At 65.5% G+C, this 24,739-nt stretch carries 23 protein-coding genes; 8 read left to right on the forward strand and 15 right to left on the reverse strand.

Going from position 1 to position 24,739, the window contains the following annotated elements:
• Positions 1-11: 11 nt before the first annotated feature.
• The gene (locus HV770_RS02480; RefSeq protein ID WP_175157915.1) at positions 12-587 is read left to right on the forward strand and encodes a hypothetical protein; all 576 of its coding nucleotides are present in this window, start codon (positions 12-14) and stop codon (positions 585-587) included.
• 45 nt (positions 588-632) lie between these two features.
• On the opposite strand, the gene HV770_RS02485 is transcribed toward HV770_RS02480, so the two are convergent.
• Positions 633-1,298 carry a hypothetical protein gene (locus HV770_RS02485; RefSeq protein WP_175157916.1) on the reverse strand — a complete coding sequence of 222 codons (666 nt, stop codon included), beginning with the start codon at positions 1,296-1,298 and terminating at the stop codon, positions 633-635.
• Positions 1,299-1,632: 334 nt separating this feature from the next.
• Between HV770_RS02485 and HV770_RS39345 the strand changes: the two genes are divergently transcribed.
• Complete coding sequence (locus HV770_RS39345; RefSeq protein WP_255219733.1) at positions 1,633-1,767, forward strand: hypothetical protein; 135 nt, start codon at positions 1,633-1,635, stop codon at positions 1,765-1,767.
• Positions 1,768-2,062: 295 nt separating this feature from the next.
• Here HV770_RS39345 and hutG read toward each other — a convergent pair whose 3' ends face one another.
• The 7 genes from hutG to hutH all read right to left on the reverse strand — a co-directional run bounded on the left by hutG (position 2,063) and on the right by hutH (position 10,300).
• Positions 2,063-2,875, reverse strand: coding sequence for an N-formylglutamate deformylase (gene hutG / locus HV770_RS02490; protein WP_121318872.1), 813 nt, complete (start codon positions 2,873-2,875; stop codon positions 2,063-2,065).
• 63 nt (positions 2,876-2,938) lie between these two features.
• Positions 2,939-4,333, reverse strand: a complete 1,395-nt coding sequence (locus HV770_RS02495) for a formimidoylglutamate deiminase (protein WP_175157917.1) — start codon at positions 4,331-4,333, stop codon at positions 2,939-2,941.
• A gap of 35 nt (positions 4,334-4,368) precedes the next feature.
• Positions 4,369-5,592, reverse strand: a complete 1,224-nt coding sequence (gene hutI, locus HV770_RS02500) for an imidazolonepropionase (protein WP_175157918.1) — start codon at positions 5,590-5,592, stop codon at positions 4,369-4,371.
• A gap of 88 nt (positions 5,593-5,680) precedes the next feature.
• Positions 5,681-6,298: a HutD/Ves family protein gene (locus HV770_RS02505; protein WP_175157919.1), complete on the reverse strand. Its 618-nt coding sequence runs from the start codon at positions 6,296-6,298 to the stop codon at positions 5,681-5,683.
• A 20-nt stretch (positions 6,299-6,318) separates the two neighbouring features.
• A complete protein-coding gene (gene hutU / locus HV770_RS02510; RefSeq protein WP_175157920.1) occupies positions 6,319-8,007 on the reverse strand; it encodes a urocanate hydratase in 1,689 nt (562 codons plus the stop codon).
• A 52-nt stretch (positions 8,008-8,059) separates the two neighbouring features.
• On the reverse strand, positions 8,060-8,755 hold the full coding sequence (gene hutC / locus HV770_RS02515; protein ID WP_175157921.1) for a histidine utilization transcriptional repressor HutC: 696 nt from the start codon (positions 8,753-8,755) through the stop codon (positions 8,060-8,062).
• 24 nt (positions 8,756-8,779) lie between these two features.
• The gene (gene hutH, locus HV770_RS02520; protein WP_175157922.1) at positions 8,780-10,300 is read right to left on the reverse strand and encodes a histidine ammonia-lyase; all 1,521 of its coding nucleotides are present in this window, start codon (positions 10,298-10,300) and stop codon (positions 8,780-8,782) included.
• A 441-nt stretch (positions 10,301-10,741) separates the two neighbouring features.
• Between hutH and HV770_RS02525 the strand changes: the two genes are divergently transcribed.
• Positions 10,742-11,656 carry an NAD-dependent epimerase/dehydratase family protein gene (locus tag HV770_RS02525; RefSeq protein ID WP_175157923.1) on the forward strand — a complete coding sequence of 305 codons (915 nt, stop codon included), beginning with the start codon at positions 10,742-10,744 and terminating at the stop codon, positions 11,654-11,656.
• Positions 11,657-11,765: 109 nt separating this feature from the next.
• Complete coding sequence (locus HV770_RS02530) at positions 11,766-11,948, forward strand: hypothetical protein (protein WP_121318886.1); 183 nt, start codon at positions 11,766-11,768, stop codon at positions 11,946-11,948.
• A gap of 72 nt (positions 11,949-12,020) precedes the next feature.
• Here HV770_RS02530 and HV770_RS02535 read toward each other — a convergent pair whose 3' ends face one another.
• Positions 12,021-12,758 carry a DUF899 domain-containing protein gene (locus HV770_RS02535; RefSeq protein ID WP_175157924.1) on the reverse strand — a complete coding sequence of 246 codons (738 nt, stop codon included), beginning with the start codon at positions 12,756-12,758 and terminating at the stop codon, positions 12,021-12,023.
• 362 nt (positions 12,759-13,120) lie between these two features.
• Complete coding sequence (locus tag HV770_RS02540; RefSeq protein ID WP_175157925.1) at positions 13,121-14,503, reverse strand: NCS2 family permease; 1,383 nt, start codon at positions 14,501-14,503, stop codon at positions 13,121-13,123.
• Positions 14,504-14,978: 475 nt separating this feature from the next.
• On the opposite strand from HV770_RS02540, the gene HV770_RS02545 reads away from it, so the two are divergent.
• Entirely contained in the window at positions 14,979-15,941 is a 963-nt protein-coding gene (locus tag HV770_RS02545) for a PRC-barrel domain containing protein (RefSeq protein ID WP_175157926.1), read from the forward strand.
• Complete coding sequence (locus tag HV770_RS02550) at positions 15,938-17,191, forward strand: MFS transporter (protein WP_175157927.1); 1,254 nt, start codon at positions 15,938-15,940, stop codon at positions 17,189-17,191. The genes HV770_RS02545 and HV770_RS02550 overlap by 4 nt, the downstream gene beginning before the upstream one ends.
• Before the next feature lie 237 nt (positions 17,192-17,428).
• Here HV770_RS02550 and HV770_RS02555 read toward each other — a convergent pair whose 3' ends face one another.
• Positions 17,429-18,802, reverse strand: a complete 1,374-nt coding sequence (locus HV770_RS02555; RefSeq protein ID WP_175157928.1) for an MFS transporter — start codon at positions 18,800-18,802, stop codon at positions 17,429-17,431.
• An 84-nt stretch (positions 18,803-18,886) separates the two neighbouring features.
• A complete protein-coding gene (locus HV770_RS02560) occupies positions 18,887-20,059 on the reverse strand; it encodes a M20 aminoacylase family protein (RefSeq protein ID WP_175157929.1) in 1,173 nt (390 codons plus the stop codon).
• Positions 20,060-20,177: 118 nt separating this feature from the next.
• Between HV770_RS02560 and HV770_RS02565 the strand changes: the two genes are divergently transcribed.
• Positions 20,178-21,128, forward strand: a complete 951-nt coding sequence (locus tag HV770_RS02565; protein ID WP_175157930.1) for a LysR family transcriptional regulator — start codon at positions 20,178-20,180, stop codon at positions 21,126-21,128.
• A 45-nt stretch (positions 21,129-21,173) separates the two neighbouring features.
• Here HV770_RS02565 and HV770_RS02570 read toward each other — a convergent pair whose 3' ends face one another.
• Complete coding sequence (locus HV770_RS02570; protein WP_175157931.1) at positions 21,174-22,067, reverse strand: LysR family transcriptional regulator ArgP; 894 nt, start codon at positions 22,065-22,067, stop codon at positions 21,174-21,176.
• Positions 22,068-22,166: 99 nt separating this feature from the next.
• On the opposite strand from HV770_RS02570, the gene HV770_RS02575 reads away from it, so the two are divergent.
• Entirely contained in the window at positions 22,167-22,784 is a 618-nt protein-coding gene (locus HV770_RS02575; RefSeq protein ID WP_175157932.1) for a LysE/ArgO family amino acid transporter, read from the forward strand.
• 75 nt (positions 22,785-22,859) lie between these two features.
• Here the strand turns inward: HV770_RS02575 and HV770_RS02580 are convergent, their stop codons facing one another.
• Both HV770_RS02580 and bcsG read right to left on the reverse strand, forming a co-directional pair.
• Positions 22,860-23,135 carry a hypothetical protein gene (locus tag HV770_RS02580; protein WP_246290684.1) on the reverse strand — a complete coding sequence of 92 codons (276 nt, stop codon included), beginning with the start codon at positions 23,133-23,135 and terminating at the stop codon, positions 22,860-22,862.
• Between the two features lie 26 nt (positions 23,136-23,161).
• Positions 23,162-24,712 carry a cellulose biosynthesis protein BcsG gene (bcsG, locus tag HV770_RS02585; RefSeq protein WP_175157933.1) on the reverse strand — a complete coding sequence of 517 codons (1,551 nt, stop codon included), beginning with the start codon at positions 24,710-24,712 and terminating at the stop codon, positions 23,162-23,164.
• Between the last annotated feature and the right edge of the window lie 27 nt (positions 24,713-24,739).

Here is a 24,739-nt window from a genome sequence, read left to right on the forward strand (position 1 = left end):
GAGTACACAGCATGAATCGACTGGAGAACCCCTTCGAAGGCGGCTTCGTCGCCGCATTGAACACACCGGCGCGCGCCGCCGATATCGACGCCGCCGACGACCTCTATGGCTGGCTGATCGGCAGTTGGGAGATGGACGTGGTGCACTACCGCGTCGACCTGCGCGACGCGCCGCGGCGCGGCGAGATTCATTTCGGCTGGGTGCTGGAAGGCCGCGCCGTGCAGGACGTGTGGATCATGCCGCCGCGCCGCGCACGCGAACTCGCGATCGCCGCGAGGAATGATACGGACGCGAGGAGTCCGGCAACCGATGCGATGTACGGCACCACGCTGCGCATCTGGGACCCGGCGCGGCGCGTGTGGCGCGTCACCTACTTCAACCCGCGGACCGGCCAGCGCGACGAGTTGACCGGCCGGCGCATCGGCGACGATCTCGTGCAGATCGGCACGCACGCCGATGGCACGCCGATTCGCTGGAATTTCACCGACATCACGCGCGATGCCTTCCGTTGGACCGGCGCGGCGCTCGCCGCGGACGGCGCGACGTGGACGCTCGAAGCCGAGTTTCACGCGCGGCGCAAAGCTTAGTCCATGACCGGATCGGTGTGATCGAAGTGCTGCGGCTCGCGCGTCTCACTCCCCTTCGCCCAGATGCGCGAGCAGCGCCTGCAGCCTCTCCACATGCCTGAGCAGCAAATGACGATGCTTCTCGATCTGTTCGAGCCGGCCCGCGAGGTCGGCCTGAATCGGGTCGTCGAGTTCGGCGGCGGCGATCACCTCCTCCACCTTCGCACGCATCACCGACAACTCCACCGGCGCATGACTCAGATGCCGCTCGAGACGCCGCACGTCCTGAATCGCCAGATCACGGACCTTGCGAAAATGCGCGTGACGCCGATGCGCCTCGACGTCGAGCGTTTCTTCCTCGACGCGCTTCGCCGGCGCCGGCTGGCCGAAGATCGGCCCGGGCGGCCGCAACACGGTTTTCTTTCGCACCGGATGCGCCGTGCCGCGAAAACGCGCGAGCGGCTGTTCGTTGTCGATCGCCTCGCGCGCGTTCGGCGGTATCTCGTGTTCGGTGTGCGGCACGTTCATCCAGCCGCCTGGCAAACCGGTGACCGCTTCGATGCCACGCACGAATTCCTCGCTGAATTCGCGCTGCCCGGACAGCATCAATTTCAGGTAGCTCGCGGAAAAGGTCATCATGCGCGCGAGCCGGGTCGCCGCGCCGACCTCGCGGGTCAGCAGCACCAGGTTGGCTCGCCAGACCGGGAGCAGCAATTCGTCGGAATCTTCCATCGCTGGGTCTTCCATCTTGTTGCCCGATGTAGTGACGACACGCTCGCGCACGTCATCGTTTTGAAAGGGTAGCCGCTTCACTGCGCGAACCGCAATCCCGGCATGCGCACCCCTGTATTCATTGCCCCACACCTGCGCCGTTGTGTCGAAAATACACGGTACCGCGCGCTCCGCCTTGCTGCACGCGCCTCACGACGGGCCGCGGGTTGCATCGACACAAGCATTCACACGGTGTTCCTACGCGCGACGCACGCAATGTGGCATGCTTGCGTGCCGATGCGGCACGTCCGGTGCTGCATCGGTAGCTCCACAACATTGACTTAAGGGTTTTGTAATGAAGAAAATCGTTCTCGCCATGGCCGCGGCCGTCGTTACCCTGAGCGCGATCGCTCCCGCACAAGCGTACGAGCATCATCGCGAATGCCACAAGGTGCGTGTTCACCACCACTGGGAAAAGCGCTGCCACTAATGGTGGCGATGCCGTGCCCGACAGGCACGGCACGCGTCGCAAAGCCCCGCAAAAGCGGGGCTTTTCTATTGCAGACGGGTTTGATGCGGCACAGCGCGAACGGACGTGTTCGACGCGTTATACATTCCGCGCGAAAGCGCCGCCGCGCAATCACGGACACATGCTGTTACACCTTTGCGGTGCGAGCCGACACGGACCAGACCTCGCGCGGACAGCGCGGCGGCGTCACCCGTGTGATGACGCGTTGAGTTGACGGCAGCGGCGATGCTGCCATCGGGCGATCACAGGTCGCCTATCAAGCCGCTGCGACGCGCTGCAACGCCGTCGTCACCAGCGCTTCGAGCAAGGGCTCGACCTTCGCCGCCAGGGTTTCGTCATACGCGTAGGGAAGCTGTTCTTCCATATACGTGATCTGCGACAACTCGAGTTGCACCGCATGCACGCCTTGCGCCGGTTGTCCGTATTGCCGCGTGATATAGCCACCCTTGAAGCGGCCGTTGGCGACCGCCGTATAGCCGCCGTGCCGCTCGACGACAGCAGCCAGGGCCTCGCCCATGCCCGCCACCGCGCTCGCGCCGTTCGACGTGCCGAAGTTGAAATCCGGCAGACGTCCCGCGAAGAAGCGCGGCACCCGCGAGCGGATCGAATGCGCTTCCCACAGCAGCACCTTGCCGTGCTTCGCCTTGAGCGCTGCGAGCTCACCGCTCAACGCTTCGTGATACGGCTTCCAGTATGCGTCGCGGCGGCGCGCGACTTCGGCGTCGTCCGGCAGATGCCCGTCGCGGTACAAGGGTTCCTTGTCGAACGTGTCGACCGGCAACAGCCCCGTCGTGTCCTGCCCCGGATAGAGGTTCGCGCCATCGGGCGGCCGGTTCAGATCGATCACGTAGCGCGCGTACGTGGGCGCGAGAATCGAGGCGCCCATGCGTTTGGCGAAAGCATAGAGGCGGTCCAGATGCCAGTCGCAATCGTCGGTGCGTTGCGCGGCCGGGGTCATCGTCGCGGCGATGTCGGCGGGAATCTGCGTGCCCAGATGCGGGATCGAGATCAGCAGCGGCAGGCTTCCCTGATGCAGCGAAAAAACCGGCGGTGTGTTCAATGCAGTCATGTCAGTCCGGAAGAATCAGTTGGATCGAAGAATCGGTTCGGCAAGTCATCGACTTTCAGCTCTTCACTTCAGCAACTCGGCGAGCGCTGCGCGATAGCGCGCGTAAGCGCCCTCTTCGTCGCGATGCCTGCGGTTCTCGACGACCTTGTCGCCACCCGCGTAGACGTCGCGAATCGGCGTCTCGCCATGTTCGCAGAATACAACGCCCGAGAGCCACGCAGCGGGCGCATGCTCGGCGATGCTCGCGTGATCGGCGTCGAGCACCAGCCAGTCCGCCCGGCGGCCCGCCTGCAACGCGCCGACCGCGCGGCCGCTCGCCTGCGCGCCGCCATCGAGCGCGGCGTTGAACAGGCGGTCCGCGACATGCGGGGCCTCCGCCGACGCCAGCACGTTGCGCTGCCGGCGCGTCAGACGCTGGCCGTATTCGAGCAGCCGTAATTCGGCGCGCCAATCGACGCCGATATGGCTATCCGAGCCCACGCCGATGCGCCCTTGCGCGTCCAGATATTCCTGCGCCGGGAAAATGCCGTCGCCGAGATTGGCTTCGGTGGTCAGGCACAAGCCGGCCACCGCACCACGCTTCGCGAGCGCGAGCGTTTCGTTTGCGTCGACGTGAGTCGCATGCACGAGACACCAGCGGCTGTCGACTTCGAAACGATCCAGTAGCCATTGCACCGGCCGCGCGCCTTCGGTCTCGACGCACGCATCGACTTCGGCGGTCTGTTCGGCGATATGGATATGCACCGGCGCATCGGCGTCGATGCCGCCGAGCAGCGCACGCAACGAATCCGCCGACACCGCACGCAGCGAGTGCGGCGCCACGCCGTAACGCAACGCCGCGCTCTCGGGGCGCGCCGCGCGCAGCGTGCCGAGCAGATCGAGCAGGCTCTCAGGCGTGTTGATGAAACGCCGTTGATCGTCGCGCGGCGCGCGCGAGCCGAAGCCGCTGTACTGATACAGCACCGGCAGCATCGTCATGCCGATCCCGCTCGCCGACGCGGCATCCACCACGCGTTGCGCCAGCTCCGCCTGATTCGTGTAGCGGTTGCCGTCCTGCGCGTGATGCACGTAGTGAAACTCGCACACCGAGGTATAGCCCGCCTTCAGCATTTCGATGTACAGCCATTGCGCGACGCTTGCAAGGCCCTCGGGCGTGATGCGCGCGGCGAAGCGATACATCAGGTCGCGCCAGCTCCAGAAGTTGTCGGTGGCGCCGCTCGCGGAAGCGGCGCGATATTCGGTGAGACCGGCCATCGCGCGCTGGAATGCGTGCGAATGAAGGTTCGGCATGCCAGGCAATACCGGGCCGGCGGCATGGCTCACACCGGCAGGCGCGGTGCTATCCGGCGTGACCGCCGTCAGCGTGCCGTGCGCGTCCCACTCCAGCAGTACGTTGCGACGCCAGCCATCCGGCAGATAGGCGTACCCGGCGAACAGCGTTCGATTCGATTGTGTCATCGCTTAAGTCGTCTCTCAGGTCCTGGCTTGCGGTATTAGCTCAGGTCACGTCGTGTATAAACGGTCTCGCCCGCGCGCACGACCTTCGCGCACAACGGACGCCCGATCCAGTACGCCAGCTCCGCGAGCGAATCGACCGACCAGACCGCGAAATCGGCCATCCGTCCGGCTTCGAGCACGCCGTGCGTGTCCGCTTTGCCGAGCGCGCGCGCCGCATGCGTGCTCACGCTTTGCAGCACTTCGGGTACGGTCATGCGAAACAGCGTGCTCGCCATGTTCATCATCAGCAGCAGCGACGTGGCGGGCGACGTGCCGGGGTTGCTGTCGGTCGAAATCGCGATCGGCACCTCGTAGCGGCGCAGCAATTCGAGCGGCGGCAATTGCGTTTCGCGGATGAAGTAGTACGCGCCCGGCAACAGCACCGCCACCGTGCCCGCTGCTTTCATCGCGGCGACGCCGGCTTCGTCGAGGAATTCGAGGTGGTCGGCGGACAGCGCGCGATGACGCGCGGCAAGTGCGGTGCCGCCGCCGTTCGACAACTGCTCGGCATGCATCTTCACCGGCAGTTCGTAGCGCTCTGCCGCGTTGAACACGCGCTCGCTTTGTGCGAGCGAAAAACCAATGCGCTCGCAGAACACATCGACTGCATCGACGAGGCCTTCATCGACGAGCGCGGGCAACATCACATTGCAGACTTCGTCGATATACGCGTCCGCGCGGCCGGCGAATTCGGGCGGCAACGCGTGCGCGCCGAGAAATGTCGTGTAGACCGTCACCGGATAGCGCTCGCCCAACTGCCGCGCGACGCGCAGCATCTTGCGCTCGCTGGCGAGATCGAGGCCGTAGCCGGATTTGATTTCAATGGCCGTCACGCCTTCGGCGAGCAACGGCTCGAGCCGCGCGGCTGCTTGCCGCAACAGCGAGGCTTCGTCCGCGGCGCGCGTGGCGCGCACCGTCGAGACGATCCCGCCGCCCTGCCGCGCGATCTCTTCATAGCTGACGCCCGCGAGGCGCTGCGCGAACTCGTCCGCGCGCTGCCCGCCATACACGAGATGCGTATGACAGTCGACGAGGCCCGGCGTCACCCATGCGCCGTGCAAATCTTCGCGCGGCCACGCGGCGTAGTGAGCGGGTAATTCGGGGGCTGCGCCGAGCCATGCGATGCGGCCGTCTTCGACGGCAATCGCGGCATCGGCGAGCGCGTGTCGGGGGTCGCCCTGCGGGCAGAGTTTCAGGTGATGCCAGACGGTTTGCTTCATCGCGTGCCCGTTGCAGCTCGTTGGGTGTCCGTGTTGGTTCGCGTGCGCGCGCTTTTCTGCTGCGTCGAGGCAAGCACGCGAAGCGTCGTCATCGTTGCGTGTAGCGGATGCTGATCGCGAGCACCGCGCCCGCACCTTCGAGTGTGCATGACAGCGCATTCGACGGATCCTGCATGTCGATGCGCAGCGTATCGCCGGTGTCGAGCGACAGCGCTTCGGCATCGCCCGCAGCAAGCGCAACCTGGCCGCTTGCGCAGTACAGCAGCGCGACATCCGCCGACAGGCTGTGTTGCGTGCGTGCTTGCGATTGTCCATGCCACACGTCGAGTTCGCCCCGCGCCGCGTCACGCCGCACCATCAGGTTGAAGTCACGCGTCGCGCCGTCAACCAGACGCGCGTCGATCTGCGCTGCGCCATCGAAACGCGCGATGTCGAGTGCCCGCGTCAGCGCGTGCGACTTCGCCGCGCGCGCGCCGGTTTCGTCGAGCACCATCCCCGCGCCGGACAGCAACACCAGCGTACGGTCGATGCCCTCGAAACGCGAGAACGGCCCGGCCCGCGCGACATCGGCGATGCTCACGCGCCACATGAAATCGTTCATGCCGGCGCGCTCGGGAAACACCGCCACTTCACGCGTGACGCCGCCGCCGTTTTTCCACGGCGCCGCCACGAGCCCGGCTCCGCGAATCAGTGTGAGCGTCGCCATGCTGCCCACGTCGGTCACGATCAGCGGCCCAGCATCGGCAGATTGAGGCCCGCCTCGCGCGCGGTTTCCTGCGCGAGTTCGTAGCCTGCATCCGCGTGACGCATCACGCCGGTGGCCGGGTCGTTGAACAGCACACGGCCGAGGCGTTCGCGCGCAGCGTCCGTGCCGTCCGCGACGATCACGACGCCGGAGTGCTGGCTAAAGCCCATGCCGACCCCGCCGCCATGATGCAGCGACACCCACGACGCGCCGCCCGCCGTATTCAGCAGCGCGTTGAGCAGCGGCCAGTCGCTGACCGCGTCCGAGCCGTCCTTCATCGATTCGGTTTCGCGATTCGGGCTCGCCACCGAACCGGTGTCGAGGTGATCGCGGCCAATCACGATCGGCGCCTTCAGCTCGCCGTTCTTCACCATCTCGTTGAACGCCTGGCCGAGACGATAGCGATCCTTCACGCCGACCCAGCAGATCCGCGCCGGCAGCCCTTGGAACGCGATGCGTTCGCGCGCCATGTCGAGCCAGTTATGCAGATGCGGATCGTCGGGGATCAGTTCCTTGACCTTCGCATCGGTCTTGTAGATATCCTCAGGATCGCCCGACAGCGCGACCCAGCGGAACGGGCCCTTGCCTTCGCAGAACAGCGGGCGGATATACGCGGGCACGAAGCCCGGGAAATCGAAAGCGTTCTCGACGCCCATTTCCAGCGCCATCTGACGGATGTTGTTGCCGTAGTCGAGCGTGGCCGCGCCGCGCTCCTGCAGCGTGAGCATCGCCTGCACCTGTTTGGCCATCGATTGCTTGGCCGGCACGACGATGCTGTCCGGCGCGGTCTTCATGCGCTCGCGCCAGTCTTCCACGCTCCAGCCTTGCGGCAGGTAGCCGTGAATCGGATCGTGCGCGCTGGTCTGGTCGGTCACGCAGTCCGGCGTGATGCCGCGCGCCACGCATTCGGCGAACACGTCGGCGGCATTGCCGAGCAGACCGATCGAGACCGGCTTGCCGGCCTGCTTCGCCGCCTCGAGCATCGCAAGCGCTTCATCGAGCGTCTTTGCTTTCTTGTCGACGTAGCGCGTTTTCAGACGGAAGTCGATGCGCGTCTCGTCGCATTCGACCGCGATCATCGAGAAGCCCGCCATGGTCGCTGCGAGCGGCTGCGCGCCGCCCATGCCGCCGAGACCGCCGGTCAGGATCCAGCGGCCCGTCGGATCGCCGTTGAAGTGCTGGTTCGCCACCGAGAAGAACGTCTCGTAGGTGCCCTGCACGATGCCCTGGCTACCGATGTAGATCCAGCTGCCCGCGGTCATCTGACCGTACATCATCAAACCCTTGCGATCGAGTTCGTGAAAGTGTTCCCACGTCGCCCAATGCGGCACCAGGTTCGAATTGGCGAGCAGCACGCGCGGTGCGTCCGCATGCGTGCGAAACACGCCGACCGGCTTGCCCGATTGAATCAGCAGCGTCTCGTCTTCGTTCAGGTCTTTCAGCGACGCGAGAATCTGATCGAAGCAATCCCAGTTGCGCGCGGCGCGGCCAATGCCGCCGTACACGACGAGCGCGTGCGGATGCTCGGCGACTTCGGGATCCAGATTGTTCTGAATCATCCGGTACGCGGCTTCCGCGATCCACGTCTTGCAGGTCTTTTCCGCACCGCGCGGCGCGCGGATCGTACGGGTCGGGTCGAGTCGCGGATCGATGTGTTTCGGATTGTTCATGGTGGCCCTCGGAAGGCTTGAAGATGTTCGGGAGAGATTCGAAAAAGCGAAATCAGAAATGCCCGGTGAAACGGTAACGGCTGCCGGGGTGCCACAGATTGGCAATCGAGGCGACCTGGCTTTGCGACCACGTGCGCCGATGCAGCACGAGACACGGCTCCACTTCGTCCATCGTCAACAGGTCGCGCGTGTCGGCATCCGCCGCCAGCGCCTCGATGCGGTACTCGACCCGCTGCAACGGCGCGACGCGCACGAGATACTGGTTCGGCGTGGTGTTCGTGAAGTCCTGCAACGCGTAGTCAGGCGCGACGGCCGGGTTGACCCAGCGCTCTTCGAGTTGCACCGGCTCGTCGTTTTCGAAATGCAGCACGCGCGAGTGAAACACCGGGCTGCCCGCGCTCACCTGCATCTCCCCGGCGAGCGCCGCGTCGGCGATGCTCGCGCCGATGTGCAGCACCTTCGCCTGATAGCGATGGCCGCGCGCGACGATCTCATCGGAAATGCTGCGGATCGCCACCAGCGTCGATTCGTACTTCGGACGCGCCACGAACGTGCCCGAGCCCTGCACGCGGGTGAGCACCTGCTCCGAGGTCAGCTCGCGCAACGCGCGGTTGACCGTCATGCGCGCGACGTTGAATTCGCGTGCGAGCTCGTTTTCGGAGGGCACCTGGTCGCCTTCACCCCACTCGCCCGCATGGATGCGCGCGAGAATGAAGTCCTTGATGCCCTGATAAGCCGGTGCGTTCATTGGCCTCGTCCGCGTATTCACAACTTACTGCTCGGACGCGAACGAGAACGGGCTCAGCTTCGCCACCGTGCCGTCCTGCACGAGCTTCGTGACCGCCGCGATGTCCGGCGCGAAGTAGTGATCGAGCTCGTAGTGCGCGACGTCCTTGCGCACCGCGTCCATCACCTTCTGCAGGCTCGGGCTGGTCTTGTGCGGCGCGCGCAGATCGACGCCTTGCGCGGCGGCGAGCAGTTCGATCGACAGGATGTTCGCGGTGTTCTCCGCGATGTCGCCGAGCTTGCGCGCGGCGAACGTCGCCATCGACACGTGGTCTTCCTGGTTCGCGGAGGTCGGCAGCGAATCGACCGAGGCCGGATGCGCGAGCGTCTTGTTTTCCGAGGCGAGCGCGGCGGCCGTGACGTGAGCGATCATGAAGCCGGAGTTCACCCCGCCATCGCGCACGAGGAACGGCGGCAGGCCCGAGAGCGTCGTGTCGATCAGCAGCGCGATGCGGCGCTCGGCCAGCGCGCCGATTTCGGCGGCGGCCAAGGCGAGATTGTCCGCGGCGAACGCGACCGGCTCGGCGTGGAAGTTGCCGCCCGACAGCACTTCGCCCGTGTCCGGGAAAATCAGCGGATTGTCGGACACCGCGTTGGCTTCCAGCAGCAGCACGTCGGCCGCGTGGCGCATCTGGTCGAGACACGCGCCCATGACTTGCGGCTGGCAGCGCAGGCTGTACGGGTCCTGCACCTTGTCGCAGTCGGCGTGCGAGACGTTGATGCCCGAGCCTTGCAGCAGCGAGCGGTAAGCCGCCGCCGCGTCGATCTGGCCTCGATGGCCGCGCAGTTCGTGAATGCGTGCGTCGAACGGCTTGACCGAACCCATTGCCGCGTCCACCGACAATGCCCCCGCCACCAGCGCGGTGCGGTACAGGTCTTCGATCGCGAACATGTTGTAGAGCGCGAGCGCGCTCGATGCCTGCGTGCCGTTGAGCAGCGCCAGACCTTCCTTCGCCTGCAGCGTGAGCGGCTTCAGGCCGACGAGCGCGAGGCCTTCGGTGGCCGGCATGCGCTCGCCCTTCGCGAACACTTCGCCGACGCCCAGCAGCGTCGCCGACATATGCGCGAGCGGCGCGAGGTCGCCCGATGCGCCGACCGAACCCTTGACCGGGATCACCGGCAGCACGTCGGCGTTATACAGCGTGATCAGCGCGTCCATCACTTCGCGGCGGATGCCCGAGTGGCCGCGGCCGAGGCTCGACAGCTTCAGCGCGATCAACAGACGCACGACCGGACGCGACATCGGCTCACCCACGCCGACCGCGTGCGACAGCACCAGATTGCGTTGCAGCAGTTCGAGCTGGTCGCGCGGGATATGCGTGCTCGCGAGGCGCCCGAAGCCCGTGTTGATGCCGTAGGCCGGCTCGCCCTTCGCGGCGATGTCGGCGACGGCTTGCGCACAGGCGTCGATGGCGGCGTGGCTGGCAGGATCGAGTTGCAGCGCGACGTGCTCACGCGCGATCTGGCGCAGTTGCGGGAGAGTCAGGTGGCCGGGTGTCAGAATCATGGTGTCGTTGTCCTGTCTATACAATTTCAGAGAAGTTTAGCGGCGCCGCCTTGTATATACAACTTCTTTTTCATGGCTCCGCCCTAGGGATTTCCATTAAGGGCCGAGTGCGCGGGGCGGCTTCACGTTGGAAGCGATTTTCCAGTGCCGATTCGTTCAACGGGCTCGCCGCTTCCCGGCGAATCAACTTGTATATACACATCCATAATGCGCGGCGCCATCCGGGACAAAAAGGCGCTGGGCGACGGCCCTGCCCCACGCAGCCCGGCTGGACCGATAAGAGAGTTATAGGAGAGCCGGCCTACGAACCCCTGCCACTCGCGCGCTGTGTCTCATTGTTGATTTCAGATCAAGATTCATTTGAGACCAACCGGCTTTTTGCGAAAATCAGGACGGCGGATACTGCATGCCTGTCATCGTGTTTCCTCCAGGGAGAACGTCTTGAAAATTTTCATCACGGGCGCAAGCGGGTTTATCGGCGGTTCGATTGCGGCGCATCTCGTACGAGCCGGCCATCAGGTACGCGGTCTGATCCGCCAACCCGAACACAGTGCCGAATTGCAACGTCTCGGCATCGAACCGGTCATCGGCACGCTCGACGACCGCGCGCTGCTGATCGCCGAAGCGCAAGCCGCCGACGCCGTCATCAACGCCGCGAGCAGCGACCATGAAGGCGCCGTGAAGGCGCTGATCGAAGGGCTCGCCGGTTCCGGCAAGGCGCTTCTGCATACGAGCGGTTCGAGCATCGTCGGCGATGCGTCGGGCGGCGAAGCCGGCGAGGCGCTCATCTATCACGAAGACGCGCTGCCCACACCGACCGCCGATAAAGCGGCGCGCGTCGCAATCGATCAACGGGTGCTCGCCGCCGCGCAGCAGAACATCCGCTCGGCCGTGCTGTGCAACACGCTGATCTACGGTCACGGGGCAGTGGCCGGCAGCGCGAGCGTGCAGTTGCCGCGCCTCCAGCGCCAGGCGCAAAAGAGCGGCGTGGTGCGTCACGTCGGCAGCGGCGGCAACGTCTGGTCGAACGTGCATATCGACGACGTCGCTGAACTCTATCGCCTCGCGTTGGAGAAGACGCCGGCGGGCACGTTCTATTTCGTCGAAAGCGGCGAAGCGTCGTTCCGCGACATGAGCGCCGCGATCGCACGCGCGATGAAGCTCGGCGAACCGCAAGACTGGCCGCTCGATGAAGCGCAAAAGGAATGGGGCTATGAGATGGCTTCGTACGGCCTCGGCTCGAACAGCCGCGTGCGCGGCGAGCGAGCGCGCACGCTGCTCGGCTGGCAACCGAAGCGCACGTCGGTGATCGAGTGGATCGAGCACGACATGCTGGCCGCCGACAAGTCATCGTAAGCAGTGTAAGCACGGCCGTTGCGAATCCGTAAGCTCGTCCCGATAAAATCGCGCTCACCTGACCGTGCGATTCGACCATCAGGGTCGCACACGAGCCCGGATTTTATCGATGAACCTCGCGTTGAACTTCGACTGGCTGACCAACCTGCTGGCGATTCTTTTTGTCGTAGCGTGCCTGTACGACGCACGCTACGACGAATACGGCGTCTTGACGCTGAGCGCGGCCGCGATGGGTCTCGTCGTGATGGCGATCGAGTTTTTCCTCAAGCCCGCCTTCGACATGGCGCTTTGATGGGCGAACAACGCGGCAAGACATGCAAGCCGCTTCGCCTGCGCCCTTCACTCCAAACGGGTATTGCACCGTTCAGCAACCGCACGCGTCGCCACCGCCGCGCGTTTCGTCTTCGTAACGATCGTGATGTTTGACCCAGTCGGTCAGACTGTTGGCTTCGTTGCGTCCTTTCGGCGTGACGTCCAGATGCGCGTACGTGTTGATGAAGCGTTCGTCGCCGCGTCCGTAGCACGAATACGTGTGATACACGACGCCGTCGCCGTCCTTGTAGAACACGCTATGGCCGTGCTGCTCGTCGATGCCGACGTCCTGCTCGGTGAAGTTGTAGCAGGCCTTCCTGCTGGCTAGCTGCTCGGGGGTGAACGACACGTGATAGTCGAAATTGAAATCGCTGCCGCTCGACGACACCCACGGAAACGTCCATCCCATTCGCTTTCTGAACGCCTCGATCTTCGCGAGCGGTGCGTGCGATACCGTCACGTACGACACGTCGTGATGCTCCAGGTGCGTAACGATTCCCGTCATGTGGTCCGACAGGAACGAGCAGCCGACACAGCCCTCCTCCCAATCCGGGCCCATCATGAAGTGATAGACGATCAACTGACTGCGGCCGCCGAACAGTTCGGCCAGCGTCTTGCGGCCCTGCGGCGTATCGAACCAGTAGGTCTTGTCGACTTCGACCCATGGCAACGCGCGACGCTTGCGGGCGAGTTCGTCGCCGGCGCGCATATGCGCTTTTTCTTCTGCCAGTAGCGCGCGGCTCGCGGCGAACCACTCCTCTCTCGTGCCAATGTGGTGTTGCGGTTCCATTTGCGTCTCCTTCCCTGCTGCATGCAGGTGGGTCAGTTACGCTCGAACGATTCCATAACGCGTCCCTGGCAGTTCGGATTATCCTGCGCGCCGCATCGAAAACGGACACCAGGATATCAATGACAGAGTACGCGCATTCGCCATGCGCGCAAGCGGCGACGCAGCCGCACCGCTCAGGCATGCGGCCAAAAAAATGCGCGGTGCGCCGCAGATCGGTCACTGCGACGCACCGCGTCAAGGTGGAGAACAACCGACTACCTGTTCAGTGTGAAGCGGCCCCGCCTCGCGCCCGTCTTTCTCCTGCGTTCCCTGCCACGAAAAGATCTGGCGAACGTCGTGCACGACCCTGCCTGTCTTTGCGCTCAGATCGCCCAGCCGCCAAGATAAAATCCGACCAGCACGAGCGCGATCACCACCGTCCCCACGTTCAGCTTGCGATACTCGCCGCTCACCACGCGGCCGATCACGAGTGTCGCGAAGCCGAGCATGATGCCGGTCACGATGTTCGCAGTCAGCACGATGAACACCGCGCACATCAGCCCCGACATCGCGTCGACCATGTCGTCCATATGCAGCTTGCTGACGTTCGACAGCATCAGCAGCCCCACGTACATCAGCGCCGGCGCCGTCGCATACGAAGGCACCAGACCGGCGAGCGGCGAGAAGAACATCACGCCGAGAAACAGCAGGCCGACCACCGCCGCCGCCATCCCGGTCTTCGCGCCGGCCGCGACGCCGACCGTCGATTCGATATACGCCGCCGCCGGCGCGCCGCCCAGCAGACCCGAGAAAACCGAGCTCAGCGAATCGGCGGTCAACGCGCGCCCGCCGTTGATGATGCGGCCGTTCGCATCGAGCTGGCCCGCCTGTCCCGCCACCGCGCGGATCGTGCCGGTCGCATCGAACACGGCGGTCATCACGAGCGCGAGCACGCTCGGCAGCACGGCCATCGACAGCGCGCCCTTGATGTCCATCGCACCGATCAGCGACGCATGGCCCGGCGCGCTCAACGACGGCACCGCGAATACGCCGTGAAATGCGACGGCCGGATCGATCGCGAGCCCGATCGCGGAAATCGCGACGATCACGATCAGGATCGAGCCCGGCACGCGGCGGCGCACGAGCCCGAAAATGGCCGCGAGCCCCGCCACCGACATCAGCGCCGGCAACGCCGTGATCTGTCCGAGCGCGACCGGCAGGCCGGCGCCCGGATTCTTCACGACCAGCCCGACGTCATTGGCGGCGATCAGCAACAGGAAGAGGCCAATGCCGATGCCCGTGCCGTGCGCGATGCCGGTCGGCAGATTGCGCAGAATCCACGAGCGCACGCCGGTCACCGAGATCGCGGTGAACACCACGCCCATCAGGAACACCGCGCCGAGCGCGACGTTCGGCTGCAGCCCCTTGCCGAGCACGAGCCCGAACGCGGTGAACGCAGTCAGCGAAATCGCGCAGCCGATCGCGATCGGCAGACGCGCCCACACGCCCATCAGCAGCGAGCCGAACGCAGTGGTCAGGCACACGGCGACGAACACCGCGCTGGTATCGAAGCCCGCCTTGCCGAACATGCCCGGCACGACGAACACGGAATAGACCATCGCGAGAAAGGTCGTGATGCCCGCGACGATCTCCTGACGCTGCGAGCTGCCGCGCGACGAGATTTCGAAATAGCGGTCGAGTAAGCCCTTTCCGTCGAACGACTCGGTCGCGACTTCGGAAATCGCCTGGGCGTGGGGTTCCATCATGATGAGTGCCTCCTTTATCAGCATGCTGAAACGGCCGTCGATACGGCCGTCGTCAGGGTTCGTCTCGTTGAATTGATTATGTGTGGGTGCTTCGCTCTGCCTGCTTCGCTTCTGCTGCCTTGTTGCATCGAAATGTAGGCCAGCACAAATATGGCTCCAATCGCATGGATGGCATGCCGGACATGTCGCGACGCTTATATTGTTCAGCAGACGCCATGGCCGCCGGCGCGCCGCGCGTTTACACCTACGGCTTGTCATGAGGAAGTGAAAGCTTCTGGCGGTTTTGCGGCGCTTTCGCGCCCTGTCAGTCCTTACCGAACGGACGGCGCACGGCACGAAGCATGCTTGTGACCACGCTCGGCGATGCCTGCAAAATCGGGGCCGCCCGGGCTCGCGGGTTACACTCTGGCCCGTACCTGTGATAACCGCGGCGGCCTTTCGCGCCCGTCCGCACCGGCCCATGGAGTTTGTCCCGATGACTGGCGGTTTTTCGCGTCCTGCCTGGCGCGTGCTGATTCTCGCTGTCGCGCTTTTCGCGCTGTCCGGCTGCAGCCTGTTGTGGGGCCCGCAGCAGGCGCCGATCGTCGATGCGACGATCATGCCCGTCGAACCCGCCAGCGCGCCGGTGGCGGCCTCCGCGCCCGAGCCCGTCGAAACCGAGGCGAACGAACCCGAGCAGCCGAAAAAGCCGAAGAAGCCGGTCGTCAAGCCGCACAAGGTCGAGCCTGCGCCGCCGGTCGCGACGCCCGCGCCGCCGCCGCCTCCTCCCCCGCCGCTGATCGTGCTGCGCACGATCGAGCGCAAGGAAGCGCACGCGCTGCTCGACAGCGAAGTGCAGAAGCCCGACGGCAAAGTGGTCGGCCGCGCCGTCGACATGACCGCCGATGCGCTCGGCAAACCGCGCGAGATGGTCGTCAATCTGCAAGGCTTCCTCGGCGTGGGCGACCGCAAGGTGAACTTCCCGTGGGGCGCGTTCCGCTTCACGCCCACCGCCAAGTCCGCGCCGATCACGCTCAACGCCGCGGCGGTGCCCACCGGTGCGGCCAAATCCAATGTCGTGCAATTGCCGCTGATCGATGCCACCGTCGAGCGTGCGAACGGCGCCAAGGTCGGCCGCGTGATCGACGTGCTGATCGACGGCAATGCGCAGCCGCAGGCCGTCGTGCTCGACGTCAACGGCATGGTCAGCACCGAGCGGCGCACGATTGCCGCGAACTGGTCGGCGCTGCACTTCGTCACGCGCGATAAAGAACTGCGTCCGCTCCTCGATCTGAGCGACGCGCAGATCAACGCGACGCCGCCCTACGCCAACGACAAGCCGATTCGGGCGGTGTCTCCGCCGCCGCCCGCGCCCGCACCGACGCCTGCGCCAGCCGCCGCGTCGGCGCCTGCCGCGTCGACGGCCGTCGCGGTCTCCAACGCACGGGCGGCCCGATGATCGGCCGCACGATGGTCACGGCGCGCAGTCTGCGCGCGCTCGATTGGCTTAATTTTTTCGTCGCCAACGTGCAGACGGGCTTCGGGCCGTTCATCGCGTCGTATCTCGCGTCGCATAAGTGGACCCAGGGCGAGATCGGCATGGCGCTCTCGGTCGGCACCATCAGCGCGATGGTGAGCCAGGTGCCGGGCGGCGCCGCGGTCGACGCGCTGCGCAACAAGAAAGGCGCGGCCGCGTGGGCGATCATCGCGATCATCCTGAGCGCGGTGCTGCTGGCCGCCAGTCCGACGGTGCTGCCGGTCATCGCTGCCGAGGTCTTCCACGGCTTCGCCAGCTGCATGCTCACGCCGGCGCTCGCCGCGATTTCGTTCGCGCTGGTGGGCCGCGCGAATCTCGGCGACCGGCTCGGGCGCAATGCACGCTGGGCGTCGATCGGCAGTGCGGTGGCGGCCGGCTTGATGGGCGTGTTCGGCGAATACTATTCGCCGCGCGCGGTGTTCTGGCTGACCGCCGGGCTCGCGGTGCCCGCGCTGATCGCGCTGTCGATGATCCAGCGCACCGATACCATCGAGCTGCCGAAGGCCGCGCCCACGCCGCAGCAGCTCGAACGGCGCGAGAGCCTGCGCGAGTTGCTGCGCGATAAGCGCATGCTGCTGTTCGCAGCGTGCATCGTGCTGTTCCATCTGTCGAACGCGGCGATGCTGAATCTGGCCGCGGGCGAAGTGACGGCCGGCATGGGCGACAACGTGCAGCTCGTGATCGCGGCCTGCATCATCGTGCCGCAGGCGATCGTGGCGATGATGTCGCCGTGGGTCGGGCGTTCCGCCGAACGCTGGGGGCGCAGGCCGATCCTGCTGCTCGGCTTTTCGGCGCTGCCGATCCGCGCGTTGCTGTTCGCCGGAATCAGCAGCCCGTATCTACTGGTGCCGGTGCAGATGCTGGACGGTCTGAGCGCCGCGGTGTTCGGCGTGATGCTGCCGCTGATTGCCGCCGACGTCGCCGGCGACAAGGGCCGCTACAACCTGTGTATCGGACTCTTCGGGCTGGCGGCGGGGATCGGGGCGACGTTGAGCACGACGGCTGCGGGCTTCGTCGCGGATCATTTCGGCAATGCGGTCAGCTTCTTCGGTCTCGCCGCGGCGGGTGCGCTTGCCGTACTGCTCGTGTGGGCGGCCATGCCCGAAACGCGCGATGCGGCGGCGGCCGGTGATGCGCCGCTGGCTGACGGAGAAAAATCAGCGGCGAGGTGATGGCTGGCGGGTGGCCGGCGCACGCGAATGCGAGGCCGGGCCGCTTGGGTTACTCGTTGGGTATGGCGCTGAGAAGCGTTGAGGTGTATCGAAGCCCGCAACGACCGCCACTCGCTTTCTAGGAAAAAAGAGGCGCGATGAGTTTTCATCGCGCCTCTTTTTCAATCCGGCCGCGCCCTCTTCAAGCACCACACGACCCGCACCGCCAGCATTGCGCCGCGCGTGCCGCCCGACACCTCAATCGATCGCCCGCCCAGCCGTCTCACGCATCCACGGCAACGGCAGCAACGACACCAGCCCGCAGCCGATCAGATACCACGCCGGTGCGAGATGGTTGCCGGAAATCTGGATCAGCCACGTCGCGAAGAATTGCGCGAAGCCGCCGAAGATCGACACCCCAAGGCAATAAACGATCGACATGCCGGTCGCGCGAATCGCACGCGGGAACATCTCCGGCAGCATCACGATATTGGGCACCGCCGTGAACGCGACCAGCACCGCGAGCCCCGCCACCACCGACAGCAACACCGGCACCGTCGGCGCGGCATTGATGATCATGAAAGCCGGATACACGGCGGCGATCAGCAATACCCGCGACACGCACAGCACGCGCTTGCGTCCGACGCGATCGGACAGCGCACCGGCGAACGGCGAACAGATTACCGTCACCACCGCCGCGGCCCACGCCGCCCATAGCGCCGACGACATCGGCAGATGCAGGATCCGGATCGCGTAAGTGGACAGATAGAACAGCACAATGTAATTCGCCGCGGTGCCGCCGATCGTCGTCAGCACACCCATCGTGATGACGCGCGAATAGTCGCGAAACAGCTTGCGCACCGGCTGCGGAGCTGGCACCTCGGCTGTGGGCGTTTCAAGTGTGCCGTCCTCGATGCCGGGCAGCGTTTCGTCCAGATGACGCCGGATATAAATGCCGATCGGCCCCATCGCCATACCGATCACGAACGGCACGCGCCAGCCCCAGCTTTCGAGCGCGTCGGTGGACAGCCACGCCGCCAGCGCGACGCCGAGCAGCGAGCCGCACACCGTGTTCAAGCCCTGGCTCACGAACTGCCAGCTGCCGTAGAACCCGCGCGTTTTGTCGCTGCCGTATTCGAGCAGCAGCGAGGTCGACGCGCCGATCTCGCCGCCCAGCGCAAAACCCTGAACCAGCCGCGCGAGGATCACCAGCAGCGGCGCGGCCAGGCCGATCGCCGCATAGGTCGGCGCGAACGCGATCAGCGCGGAGCCGAGCGTCATGAGCCACAGCGTCAGACTCATTGCCGCCTTGCGGCCCGCGCGATCGGCGTAGGCACCGAGCACGACGCCGCCTACCGGCCGCATGATGAAACCGACGCCGAACGTGCCGACCGCCAGCATCAATTGCGCGAGCTGCCCTTCCACCGGGAAATACAGCTTGCCGATGACCGTCGCGAAGAAGCTGTAGATCGTGAAGTCGAAAAACTCGAGCCCGTTGCCGAGCGTGATCGCGGCAATCGCTTTCGCGTGATGCATGCGCTCGGCCGGCGCTGCGCCCTGTGCTGCGGCCGACGCGTTCTGTCTGCCGAGCGCGTCGGGGCGCGCGGGTTGCGGTGTGGCGGAATAGTCCATCTGTCTCTCCGTGATGTGCTTCCTGCTGACGCCGCGCATCGCGCCAGCGCCCGCATGGCCTGCTATGACATGCCGTGGCCCGCGTCAAACCAAGAACGTCTGCGCGAGTCGCACCCAGTAGGCTGCGCCGGTGGCGAGGCAATCGTCGTTGAAGTCATAGCCCGGGTTGTGGACCATGCAGCCGCCTTCACCATCGCCATTGCCGATGATCAGGTAGCTGCCCGCACAACGCTCGAGCAGGAATGCGAAATCTTCGCTGCCGGTGAGCGGCTGCATCTCAGTGATCAATCCATCTTCGCCGAGCCAGTCGAGCGCGACCTGGCGCGCGAGGCCAGTCATCTGCACGTCGTTGACGAGCACCGGATAGCGGCGCTGATAGTCCACCGCGGCACGCGCGCCGAACACGACGGCCTGCGCGGTGGCCACCGCCGTGATGCGCTCCTGCAGGTAGTCGCGCACCTCGGGTTTGAGCGCGCGCACCGACAGGCGCATCTCGGCGGTCTCCGGAATCACGTTGGGCGCTTCGCCCGCGTGAATCGCGCCGACGGTGATGATCGCCATGTCGAGCGGCGCGATGTTGCGCGAGACGATCGACTGCAGGGCCAGTACGATTTGCGCGCACACCACGACCGGATCGACGGCTTTGTGCGGCACCGCGCCGTGGCCGCCGCGCCCCGTCACCGTGATGATCACCGTGTCCGACGAGGCCATGAACGAGCCCGCCAGGAAGCCGAATTTGCCGGTGGGAAAGCCCGGCATGTTGTGCATCGCGAACACCGCGTCGCAGGGAAACTGCTCGAACAGGCCGTCTTCGAGCATCTTTTTGGCGCCGGCGAGGCCTTCTTCGGCCGGCTGGAAAATCAGGTTCAAGGTGCCGTCGAAGCCCTTTTCCTGCGCGAGATGTTTGGCGGCGGCCAGCAGCATCGCGGTGTGTCCGTCGTGGCCGCATGCGTGCATCTTGCCGGGCACCGTGCTCGCGTACGGCAAGCCGGTGGTCTCGTGAATCGGCAGCGCGTCCATGTCGGCGCGCAGACCCAGCCTGCGCGTGCCGTTGCCGACCTTCAGCTGCCCGACCACGCCCGTCTGACCCAACCCGCGATGCACCGTGTAGCCCCACTCCCGCAGGCGTTCGGCCACGAGGTCGCCGGTGGCGAATTCCTCGTAGGCCAGCTCCGGCTGCGCGTGAATCCGGCGGCGCAGCGCGATCATTTCGTCTTCGAGTTCGGCGATGCCCGCCGGGATGGCCATGGTGTTCACGTGTCGTCTCCGTTGATGAAAGCGTGAACCCAGCATAGCGACGCCGATTTTCCGGCGGCAGGCGTAGAATCGTTGCGCCAGCAACTCCTGGTTGCCACCCTCAGCGCACCTTCTCCAGATGAAACTGCATCAGCTCAGTACCTTGGCCGCCATTGCGGATACCGGAAGTATCCGGGCTGCAGCACGCACGCTGGGGCTTTCGCCGGCCGCGGTGACCAAGGCGATGCGCGAACTGGAAGCCGATCTGCACGCGCCGCTGCTGGTGCGCAGCGCGAGCGGTGTCGCCTTCACCGAGTTCGGCCGCGCGCTGGTCGTGCATGCGCGCCTCGTGCTCGGGCAGTTGCAGCGCGCCCAAGCGGAGATCGAAGCGTTGCGCGGCGCGGCGGCCGGCAAGCTGTCGATCGGCATCACGCCATGGGTCGCTCTGACCTTTCTGCCGCCCGCCGTGCAGCGCTTCCGGCAACGCATGCCGGAAGTTCAGCTGGAGTTTTTCGAAGGCCTGCTTGCGGTGGTGCAGCCGCGCCTGCGCGACGGCAGCCTCGATTTTTCGATCGGCCGGCCGCCGCCCGCGTCGCCGCAATCGGAGTTTCACCACGTGCCGCTCTTTTCGACGCATTCGGCGGTGGTCGCGCGGCGTGATCATCCGCTGGCCGGTTGCCGCACGCTGCTCGAACTCGAAGACGCGGAGTGGGTGCTGAACTGGGACCCGGCGAGCCGGGAGTCGATCTCGGACAACCTGTTTCGTCAGCGCGGCATGCGCGTGCCGCACACCATTCACCTCGCGCATTCGCTGTCGATCGTGCTGGGGCTGCTCGCGCACACGGACATGCTCAGCATCTTTCCGTGGCCGCTCGTCGAAGTGACGCTCGCGAAAGAGAACCTGTGGGCGCTGCCCTTGCGCGAGACGGTCGATGAAACCATCGTCAGCATCACGTCTCGGCGCGGCGCGCCGACCAGTCCGGCGGCTCAGTGCTTTCTCGACTGCCTGCGCGAAGTGATCGACGAAGGGGCGAGCTCGCAGGACCCGGAGCAGCGCCGGCTGTTTCATTCGATTGAGTTGCTGCTTTGAGTGGGGCGTGCGCGGTTCGGCGCGACGCGCCCCGTACGCGATGATTCAATCGAGAAACTCCGCGGCCCGCTTGCGCAACACCACGCCGAAGTCGTCGAGCCAGCCGATCGACAGGCGCCAGCTCTGCCAGTACAGATCGACGTCGATGTGCTTGCCCGGCGCCATCTCCACGAGTTCGCCGCTCGCCAGATGCGCGGCGATCATCCGCTCCGGACACATGCCCCAGCCGAGACCCGTCACGCAGGCCCGCAAAAAACCGGCGACGTGGGGAATCCAGTGCAGCGGCGGATCGAGTTCCGCGCGCGTGATGCGGCGCATGAAGCGCTTTTGCAACTGGTCCTTCGGATTGAAATCGACGCAGGGCGTGCCCCGCAAACTGTCACGCGTGACGCCGTCGGCGAAATAGCGGGCGAAAAACGCGGGCGAACAGACCGCCATATAGCGCATCCGCCCGAGCCGCGTGGAGCGGCAGCCTTGCACCGGTTCGGCCTGGGTCGTGACCGCGCCTTGCACGCTGCCATCGCGAATCCGCTCGGCCGTGTGGTCCTGATCGTCGATCACGAGATCGAGCAGCATCTCGCGCTCCGAGCAGAACGGCGCCACGGCGTCGATGAACCAGGTGCCGACGCTGTCGTCGTTGACCGCCACCCGCAATGCCGGCCACGGTTCCACCAGCGCGCCGGGCAGCGCCGGCAGGCGGCCATTCAACTCGGCTTCGAGCAATTGCACGCGCTCGGTGTGCCGGCACAACAGCGCGCCCGAGGTGGTCGCGACGCACGGCTGGCCGCGCTTGACCAGTACGCTGCCGACCCGCTCCTCCAGCAGCTTGACCCGCTGCGACACCGCCGACGGCGTGACATTCAGTTCGCCGGCCGCGCGGTCGAACGAACCGTGGCGCACCACGGCGGCCAGCGCGTCGAGCAACGCATAGTCGAGCATTAGCGTTCCTTAATCGGCATTAAGTAAATTAGCTTCTCTTATGAGCAGCAAATCCGCAGACTAGCCCCGTTCGCTTCTTGCGTCTACTGGATTCGTTTTATGAACTGGCTCTCCTTTTCTCACGGCGCCGCCCTGTGCGCATCGCTGATCGTGACGATCGGCGCGCAAAACGCGTTCGTGCTGCGTCAGGGCATCATGCGCTCGCATGTCGGCAAGATCGTCGTGCTGTGCGCGCTGTCGGATTTCATTCTGATCGGCGCGGGCGTCGGCGGCGCCTCGGTGCTGGTGGAACGCTACCCGGTGTTCGTGCACACGATGCTCTACATCGGGCTCGCCTATCTCGCCTGGTTCGGCATCAACGCGCTGCGCCGCGCGGTGCGCCCCGGGCATGCGGTACTCGACGCCCAGACGAACGGCGCACCGCCCACGCAACGCGCCATGCCGATCATCCTGATGACGCTCGCGCTCACCTGGCTCAACCCGCACGTGTATCTCGACACGTTCCTGCTGATCGGCACGGCCGGCGCGCGCGAGCCGCAAGACGCACGGCTCGCGTTCGCGCTCGGCGCGATGGCGGTGAGCGGGATCTGGTTCATCGGTCTCGGCTACGGAGCGCGGGCGCTGGCGCCGCTGTTTCGCCGGGCGACCGCATGGCGCGTGCTGGATGGCGCGATCGGCGGCATGGTGTTGCTGCTTGCAGTGACCCAGTTGCGGTAATCACGACCCGCGGCAGGAAAAGCGCGGTTCAAAGCGCCGCCGTGCGCTGTATTCAACAACTTCCAGGAACCGCCGTTACTCCACTTCCGCTTTCTGCGCCGAGTCGTGCCCGGCGAGCGTATCGGCTTGCCCGGCCGGCATGAGATTCATGAGCCGCGCGAGCAGCGGCCACCTGAGCAAAGACTGCTGAAACGCCTCCTTCGCCTGCCCGTCGAAGTAACGCGCCGGATCGACTTCGGGCAAACGGCGCGCGAGTCCGGTGATGTCATCCACCGGCCAGCCGCCGGCATCTGCGGCGACATTCCCGTCGGCCTTCCCTGCCGTCTTCAATGCCGCCTTCGAAGCAGCCACGCCGCCATCCTTCGTAGTCGCCGCCGTCATTTGCCATCCACCCATACGCCGTCCGGCGTCTTCACGACATAGCCCGATGCCGTCTTCATCGTCACGGTCCCTTCGTTTTCGCCGACCATCTGCGTTTGCGGCAGATTCATCGCGTACTGCGACAAGGTCACGCCCGGCTTGAACGGGCTGTTCGACACGAGGTTCGACAGCAGTTGCGCGAGCGCGAGAAAGCTCGACGGATTGTCGATCACCGTAGTCGGCCCATGGTTGCCCTGGAAGCCGACCAGCCGCACACCCGCCGGACCATGGATGATGCGCGGCGTCGGAATTTCGCGCAGGCCGGCCACCTGGTTCGCGTCGCCGCGCAAGGCCGCGCCGTGTTCGGGCACGAACACGATCACCGCGCGCCGGCCCGATGCCGCGATCAGATCCGCGAACCGGTCGAAGTCGCTCATCAGCGTGTTCACCCGCTGCGGGTACGAATCGATGCTCGACAGACTGCTGTTCGGCAGACGATTACCGTCGTGCAGACTGATCGTGTTGTAGTACAGCGCGACCGGGCCCGGCGTGCTGGCGCGCTGCGCGTACCAGTTGGCGAGCGTCGCGTAATCGCCGCGAATCGCCGAACCGTCGAACGCGTGCATTGCGACCGGCACACTGGCATTCGAAATCATCGGCACGTTCGGCGCGCCGGTGTTGTCGTGCACCAGTTGCAGGAAGTTGTCGAAGTGACCGTCGTGGTTCAGCATCGTCTGCGGGGTGTAACCCGCCTGGGCGAGATCGGCGAGCAGATGGCACTGTTGCGGCGCGTCCTTGTAAAGGTCCGCGTGCGCCTCCTGCCCGCAGCTCGCGCGCAGCACGCGAATCGCGGCCGGTCCGCTATAGCTCGCCGCCGTGCTGAAGTTCGTGAACAGATAGTCGAAATGGCTCAGCATCGGATGATTGCGCGCCTTCACCGCATCGAGGTCGTCCCACGACAGCGAGCAGATGTGCAGCACGATCACGTCGAACTGCGTATTCGGATCGGCGCCGAGATGGCCGAACGTGACCTGCCGCTGCGACTCCTGCGTGCGGAATGCGGCGAGCGCGGCGTTGTGGTCGAGCGGCTGCGCGGCGAGCGCATTGCCCGATGCCGCCACCACGGGTGCGCTGTGCAATTGCGCGAGTACCGTGCTGCCCTTCTGCCACACCGGAATCGCGACCAGCGCGATCAGCACGAAGCTCGAGACGCGCAGCCAGCGGTTCACGATCAGGTACGCCATCAGACCACCGAGCGCGCCGAGCAGCAGCATCGGCGGCAGAAAACGCTGTGCGAGTTCCAGCCAGTAGCCGAAGCTGAAGGTGGTGAGGTTGCCGAATTCTTCGGTGATACGCGCGAACGGCGGCACGTTCGCTTCGTGGTACATCAGCGGTATGCCGACCGCGAGTCCGAGCAGGTTGCGCAACACACGAAGGCCGCGATGCCTGAGCGTCGCGCTCGCGGCGAGCAGCAACGCGAAGCCGAGGTTGACGAGCCACAGCGGTTGAAGATGGCCACCCGCGAACAGGTACAGCTTGACGATGAAGTACAGGTTCCACAAAGTCATGAACAGAGTTCTCACATGGGCCGGGCG

This window comes from Paraburkholderia fynbosensis (genome assembly GCF_902859935.1).
In the GTDB taxonomy this organism is placed as follows: Bacteria; Pseudomonadota; Gammaproteobacteria; order Burkholderiales; family Burkholderiaceae; genus Paraburkholderia; species Paraburkholderia fynbosensis.